Below are 6380 nucleotides of genomic sequence, written 5' to 3'. Positions count from 1 at the left end.
CGCGGTGGGGGGGGGGTGGTGTGCTTTATAGGCGCACCATGGCCCGCCGCCTATCCGTGATGCCCCTCAGCCCCTGACCGGTGGCGGGCCCCCGCGGCCCCTGGGGCCCCCAGGTCCGCCCGGCGGGCGAGCACCCCGGGTGCTGCACACCGCTTCGTCCAGGCTGCTGCGGATGGCCAGCGTCTTGGACGCCAGCATCACGCCGTCGACCTTCTGCACATCGAACACATAGGGCGACTTGTCGGGCTCCTGGCCCACCACGTTGTCGGTGGCCAGCGTGGTGTCGGGCAGGCCCTTGTCCTTGTACAGGGGCTCACTGCCGAAGATGCCGGCGTTGAGTTCGTCGGCAAACAACAGCTGGGTGGTGACCCAGGCGGTGGCCGAGTCGCGGGCGTCGTAGTCGCCCTTCATCACGCGCAGGTGCACGTGGTTGGCGCGGCCGCCGTACCAGCCGGGGTAGCAGCTGTCGAACCGTGCGACGCCGTTCGCGTCGGTGCGCTGCCAGCCCCGGAAGAACTGCCGCGCCACATCGGCCTGGTCGTTGTTGCACATCGGGGCGATGCGGCCCGAGTAGCCGCCGGTGTGGTTGGTGTGCCAGATCTCGACGATCGCTCCCGAGATGGGCCGGCATTGCGCATCCACGATGCGCAATTGCAGGTGCATGGGCAGGCCGTTCCAGCCGTCGCTGATGTCGCGGCGTTCGGGCGACAGCGTGTGGCAGGGCCCGATGGTGGCCTCGCAGGCGAGGCGGCAGGTGGTGGCCGCTGCGCTGGCAAAAGGATCGAGGGCGCGAACCGCCGCGCCGATGCGCGCGGTGCCGCCGGTGGCCCAGCCCGGGCCTGCAGCGGCTGCCGGCGCGGCGCAGCCGCCGAGCAGCCACAGGGTGGGCGCGGCGCAGGCCGTGCCCACGATCAGCGTCCGGCGTGAGAGGGTCGAGGAGAGGGATGTGTTCATGCGCGACGATCGTAGGCTCGGGATGTGCAGCAATCGTGCAAGAACAAGGGACAAGCGGCTCAGCCCTTGCCCAGCGGCGGGCGCCCGAACAGGCTGGAGGTGTTGCTGATCATGCCCAGCTCGGAGGCGGTGGCCAGCAGCGTGGGCGCGATCTCGCGCATGCGCTCGGTGGTCAGCCGCGTGCGCGGGCCCGCGATGCTGATCACGCCGATGGCTTCCTTGCGCCGCATCACCGGCGCGCCCATGGCGTTCATGCCGGGCGCGAAGACCTCGTCGATCATGGCGTAGCCGCGCACGCGCGCCGCGTGCAGGAAACCCAGCAAGGCCTTCACGGTGGTCGGCGCGTTGGGGCCGTAGGCCGCGCGCGGACCGAAGCCCTGGCGCGCCACGAGTTCCAGCGCACGCTCGTCGCTCAGTGTGAGCAGCCAGGCGTGGCCCGAGGCGGTGCAGGACAGGCGCGCGTCCATGCCCATGTCGGGGTCGTAGCGCAGGCCCTGGCGCGTGCCTTGCGACTTGGCGACCCAGGTGAGCCGGTCTTCATCAATGATCGACAGCCGCACCAGCTCGCCGGTCTTCTGCGCCAGCCGCTCCAGCAGCGGTTCGGCGATGTCCACGATGCCGGCGTTGCTCAGGTAGCCCAGGCCCAGCGACACCACCTTGGTGGTGAGCAGGTAGTCGCCCTGCTTGCGCGCCTGCCGCACGTAGCCGCGCCGCTGCAGCTCGGCCAGCAGGCGGTGGCAGGCGCTCAGCGGGATGTCGAGCTCGCTCGCCATCAGCGCCATCGGCAGGCCGCCGGGGTGGGCGGCCAGGTGTTCGAGCAGGCTCAGGCCGCGGTCCAGGGCAAGGCTCATGAAGGCTCCTTTTCACGATGAGGAAAGATTTTCCAAACTGGAAAGATTTTCCCACCACGGCCCAAGAATCCGTGCACATGAACGACACCGTCTACATTCTCAACGGCCCGAACCTCAACCTGCTCGGGGTGCGCGAGCCGACCTTGTACGGCGGCACCACGCTGGCGCAGGTCGAGCAGCTGTGCCGGCGCGTCGCCGCCGACCTGGGCTTGCAGTGCGAGTTCCGGCAGTCCAACCACGAAGGCGTGCTGGTCGACTGGGTGCAGGAGGCGCGCGAGAAAGCCGCGGCCCTGGTGATCAACCCGGCGGGCCTGTCCTTCCGCTCGATCCCGCTGCTGGACGCGCTCAAGACCCTGGAGCAGCCGATCGCTGAAGTGCACATCACCAACATCCACCGCCGCGAGCCGCTCTACCAGGACTCGCTGATGTCGCTGGCCGCCACCGGCGTGATCTGCGGCTTCGGCCCTTTCGGCTACGAGCTGGCGATCCGCGCCGTCGCGCACCGCCTGGCCGCCGCCGTCTGACCCTCACCGTTTTCTTTCACCACCCACAACAGGAGACTTCCGCTATGAACGCTCACTTCAACCGCCGCAGCGCCTTGCAAGCCGGTGCCGCGCTCGCGGCCGCTTCCGTGGTGCCCGCCTGGGCCCAGGGCCAGCCCACGCTGCGGTTTGCCGCCGTGTTCTCGGACAAGGACATCCGCGCCGACATGATGAAGATGCTGGCCAAGGACATCGAGGCCGACTTCAAGGTGGAGGTGTTCCTGAACTCCACGCTGTTCCGCCAGGGCACCGAGCTCGTGGCCCTGCAGCGCGACAACCTGGAGATGGGCAACATCGGCCCGCAAGACGTTTCCAAGCAGATCCCGGCCTGGTCGCTGCTGACCTCGGCCTACCTGTTCCGCGACGCCAACCACCTCACCAACTTCTTCGCCAGCGACATGGGCACGCAGATGAAGAAGATGGTGGAAGACCAGCTCAAGGTGAAGGTGCTGGGCCCGACCTTCTTCGGCACCCGCCAGGTGGGCCTGAAGTCGAAGAAGAAGGTCAACGTGCCGGCCGATCTGGCGGGCGTGAAGCTGCGCATGCCGCCGGGCGACAGCTGGCAGCTGCTGGGCCGCTCCATCGGCGCGAACCCCACGCCCATGGCCTATGCCGAGACCTACACCGGGCTGCAGACCGGCGCGATCGACGGCCAGGACAACCCGCTGCCCAACGTGCAGAACATGAAGTTCTACGAGGTGATGTCGCAGATCGTGCTGACCTCGCACCTGGTGGGCTACGACCTGCTCACGCTCAACATGAAGGTCTGGCAGGGCATGTCGCCCGCGAAGCAGAAGGCCTTCCAGGCCGCGGCCGACAAGGCCATCGCCTGGAGCACGGCCGAGCACCTGAAGCGAGAGAAAGAGCTGGCCGACGGCTTCAAGAGCCAGGGCCTGGACGTGTACACGCCCAACCTCGCGGCGTTCCGCGAGCACGCCCAGAAGATCTACCTCGCGTCGGACGAGGCCAAGCACTGGCCGGCGGGCATGCTCGACAAGATCAACGCGATGAAGTGAATGAAAAAGGTCTTCCCTGTCTTGCAGCGGGCGGCCGACTTCGTCGCCGCCGCGCTGCTGGCCATCATCTTCGTGGCCTTCATCCTGCAGATCGTCCTGCGCTATGTCTTCAACTGGCCGGTGGGCTGGACGACCGAAGTGTCCCTGATCGCATGGCTGTGGCTGGTGCTCTGGGGCGCGGCGTTCGTGCTGAAAGACCATGAGGAAATCCGCATCGACTTCCTCACCGCCAACGTCGGCAGGCGCTGGCGCATCGGGTTCGGCATCGTCGCGGCCGTCTGCGTCATCGTGCTGTTCACCCTGCAGCTGCCGGCGGCCTACGACTACGTGAGCTTCATGAAGGTCGAGCGAAGCTCGTACCTGAACACCGGGTTTCACGTGCTGTTCTCGATCTACCTCCTCTTCTCGGTGGCGGTGATCGTGCGCAATCTCTGGAACCTCGTGCAGTTGCTGCGCGGCAAGGACCCGGCCGACGCCGCTGGCGATTCCCCTCTTCAATCAGGCACCGCGTTGTGAACCTCACCAGTCCGTTCTCCCTGGCTCTCGGGGCCATCCTCGCGCTCAGCCTGCTGGGCGTGCCCGTCGGGCAGGCCATGATCGGCGGCTCCGTGATCTACCTGTACATGAAGGGCATGGACATGGGCACGGTGGCCGAGCAGTTGCTCAACGGCACCTACTCCAGCTTCCTTTTGCTGGCGATCCCGCTGTTCATCCTGGCCGCGACCATCATGGGCTCGGGCAGCGTGCTCGACCGCCTGATGAAGTTCTGCAACGCGCTGGTCGGCCATTTCCCCGGCGGCCTGGCGCAGGTGAACGTGCTGCAGAGCGTGGTGTTCGCCAGCATGTCGGGCTCGGCCCTGGCCGATGCGGCGGGCTCGGGCAAGCTCATGCAGGTCATGATGACCAAGGACAACCGGTACACGGCGGGCTTTGCCGCCGCGCTCACGGCGGCCTCTTCGGTGCTGGGCCCCATCCTGCCGCCCTCCATTCCGCTGGTGCTGTACGCGCTGGTGTCGGGCACGTCCATCGGCTACCTGTTCATCGCCGGTGTGTTGCCGGGGCTGTTGCTGGGCGCGGTGCAGATGGGCCTGGTGCATTACCTCGCGAAGAAGCGCAACTTCCCGGTCGAACCCCGGGTGCCCTTGCGCGAGCTGCCCCGCATCACGCGCGAGGCCTTCCCGGCGCTGATGCTGCCGGTGGTGCTGCTGGGCTGCCTGTACACCGGCATCACCACGCCGACCGAGGCCGCCGGCCTGGCGGCGGCGTACGCGCTGCTGATCTCGGTGCTGCTCTACCGCAGCATCGGCTGGAAGGACCTGTACGACGCGCTGCTGAGCAGCGCGCGCATCAGCATCTCCATCGGCATGCTGATCGCCGGCGCACTGGTCTTCAACTACGTGATCACGGTCGAGAACATCCCGGCCAGCCTGAGCGGCATCCTGTCCACCTTCGACCTGTCGCCGCTGGGCTTTCTGCTGCTGGTCAACCTGATCCTGCTGGTGCTGGGCTGCTTCCTGGAAGGTTCCACCATCATCCTGGTGATCCTGCCGGTGCTGCTGCCCACGGCCGTGGCGCTGGGGGTGGACCCGGTGCACTTCGGCGTGGTGGCGGTGCTCAACATCATGATCGGCCTGGTCACGCCGCCTTATGGCCTGCTGCTCTTCATGATGACCAAGATCGCCGACATCTCGCTGATGGAGCTGGTGCGCGAGATGGTGCCTTTCCTGGTCGTCATGATCGGCGCGCTGGCCATCGTCACGCTGTGGCCCGACATGGTGCTGTTCCTGCCGCGCATGGCAGGCTACACGGGCTAGCCGGTCACTGACTCAAGGCCTGGAGCTGGCGGTAGAAGTCGTCCACGTGGGCCTGCGCGCTGGCGGGCAGGGCCGCCAGGGCCTGGGCATGGCGGGCCGGGTCCTGCTCGGCGCCGGCGCGGCCAACGCGGTGCGAGGCCTCCTGCACGAAGCGGCACACGGGCGCGCGGCGCTCACCGAAGGCGGCCAGGGCCGCCGGCACCGACGCATCACCCTCCAGCAGGCGGGCGAGCACCACGGCGTCCTGCACGGCCAGGGCGCCGCCCTGTCCCATGAAGGGGGTCGAGGCATGGGCGGCGTCGCCGATGAGCACCACGCGGCCCTGGTGCCAGGGCAGGGGCATCACCACCTCTTCCACGGCGGTGTAGAGCACCTCGCTGTCGGCCGAGATCTCGTCGAGAAAGGGGCGCACCGGCCCGCCGAATTCGGCGAAGCTCGCGCGCATGGTCTCGGGCCAGCGGGCAGGGTCGAACCAGGTGCCTGGCGGTTGGGCCACGGTGCCGAAGACGTAGAGCCGTTCCTGCGAAATCGGCATGATGCCCAGCCGCTTGCCCAGGCCCATCAGCATGATCTTGTCCACCAGCGCGGCCGGGCGCCGGTGCACGCTGCGCCAGACGCCGAAGCCCGAGTAGGCGGGCTGCACCTCGGGCCAGAGCAGGGCGCGCAGGCCCGAGCGGATGCCGTCCGCGCCCACCACGAGGTCGAAGGCCTTCGTGCCGCCGTCGGAGAAGCTCACCTGCACGGCGGCGCCGTCCTGCTGGAGGGCTTGTACCGTGGTGCCCAGGCGCACCGGCACCCCGAGGGCGTCGAGCTGGCCGGAGAGCACGCGGTGCATCTCGGCCCGCTTGATGCCCAGGATGGCGGGCGCCGGCGGTGAACCCAGGCTGGGGTAGGTCACGTCCACGAGGTGCCGGCCGTCCTGGTCCAGGTAGACATTGCGGCCGGAGGCGATGGGAAAACCCGCCTCGATCAGGCCCTGCATCGCGCCGATCTCGCGGAAGTGGTCCAGGCCGTTGCTGTAGACGAAGATGCCCGAGCTCTGGAAGCGCCATTGCGGCTGTTTTTCAATCACCTCCACCTGCCAGCCGCGCTGGGCCAGCGCGAGGGCGGCGGAGCAGCCGGCGATGCCGGCACCAACGATCAGGATTTTTTTCATGGGCGACGCGAAAGGACCAAGGGTGACGCGGTCGATTCTGGGTCAGC

At 68.0% G+C, this 6380-nt stretch carries 7 protein-coding genes; 4 read left to right on the top strand and 3 right to left on the bottom strand.

All coding sequences use genetic code 11. The features are described from left to right. Nucleotides 1-66: 66 nt before the first annotated feature. The gene (locus AC07ZS_RS24550; protein WP_494801145.1) at nt 67-954 is read right to left on the bottom strand and encodes a dioxygenase family protein; all 888 of its coding nucleotides are present in this window, start codon (nt 952-954) and stop codon (nt 67-69) included. Between the two features lie 59 nt (nt 955-1013). Beyond that, entirely contained in the window at nt 1014-1805 is a 792-nt protein-coding gene (locus tag AC07ZS_RS24545; RefSeq protein WP_494801144.1) for an IclR family transcriptional regulator, read from the bottom strand. A gap of 77 nt (nt 1806-1882) precedes the next feature. On the opposite strand from AC07ZS_RS24545, the gene AC07ZS_RS24540 reads away from it, so the two are divergent. From AC07ZS_RS24540 to AC07ZS_RS24525, 4 genes are read left to right on the top strand one after another with little or no spacing between them, the layout of a single operon-like run. Beyond that, nucleotides 1883-2329, top strand: a complete 447-nt coding sequence (locus tag AC07ZS_RS24540; protein ID WP_494801143.1) for a type II 3-dehydroquinate dehydratase — start codon at nt 1883-1885, stop codon at nt 2327-2329. Nucleotides 2330-2373: 44 nt separating this feature from the next. Continuing rightward, a complete protein-coding gene (gene dctP, locus AC07ZS_RS24535) occupies nt 2374-3363 on the top strand; it encodes a TRAP transporter substrate-binding protein DctP (RefSeq protein ID WP_494801142.1) in 990 nt (329 codons plus the stop codon). Then, nucleotides 3364-3879 carry a TRAP transporter small permease gene (locus AC07ZS_RS24530; protein WP_494801141.1) on the top strand — a complete coding sequence of 172 codons (516 nt, stop codon included), beginning with the start codon at nt 3364-3366 and terminating at the stop codon, nt 3877-3879. It abuts the gene before it with no gap. Continuing rightward, a complete protein-coding gene (locus AC07ZS_RS24525; protein ID WP_494801140.1) occupies nt 3876-5177 on the top strand; it encodes a TRAP transporter large permease in 1302 nt (433 codons plus the stop codon). The genes AC07ZS_RS24530 and AC07ZS_RS24525 overlap by 4 nt, the downstream gene beginning before the upstream one ends. Nucleotides 5178-5181: 4 nt before the next feature. Here AC07ZS_RS24525 and AC07ZS_RS24520 read toward each other — a convergent pair whose 3' ends face one another. Further along, nucleotides 5182-6333, bottom strand: coding sequence for an FAD-dependent oxidoreductase (locus AC07ZS_RS24520; RefSeq protein WP_494801139.1), 1152 nt, complete (start codon nt 6331-6333; stop codon nt 5182-5184). Nucleotides 6334-6380: the final 47 nt, after the last annotated feature.

This window comes from Hydrogenophaga sp. GW456-12-10-14-TSB4, assembly GCF_059424305.1.
Note: the sequence above shows the minus strand (reverse complement) of the source record. Positions and strands in the feature narration are given on the sequence as shown.

What these genes read in the sequence shown, in the direction of transcription:
- AC07ZS_RS24540 (WP_494801143.1), top strand. Translation starts at nt 1,883, where the DNA reads ATGAACGACACCGTCTACATTCTCAACGGCCCGAACCTCAACCTGCTC.
- AC07ZS_RS24545 (WP_494801144.1), bottom strand. Translation starts at nt 1,805, where the DNA reads ATGAGCCTTGCCCTGGACCGCGGCCTGAGCCTGCTCGAACACCTGGCC.
- AC07ZS_RS24520 (WP_494801139.1), bottom strand. Translation starts at nt 6,333, where the DNA reads ATGAAAAAAATCCTGATCGTTGGTGCCGGCATCGCCGGCTGCTCCGCC.
- AC07ZS_RS24550 (WP_494801145.1), bottom strand. Translation starts at nt 954, where the DNA reads ATGAACACATCCCTCTCCTCGACCCTCTCACGCCGGACGCTGATCGTG.
- AC07ZS_RS24530 (WP_494801141.1), top strand. Translation starts at nt 3,364, where the DNA reads ATGAAAAAGGTCTTCCCTGTCTTGCAGCGGGCGGCCGACTTCGTCGCC.
- dctP (WP_494801142.1), top strand. Translation starts at nt 2,374, where the DNA reads ATGAACGCTCACTTCAACCGCCGCAGCGCCTTGCAAGCCGGTGCCGCG.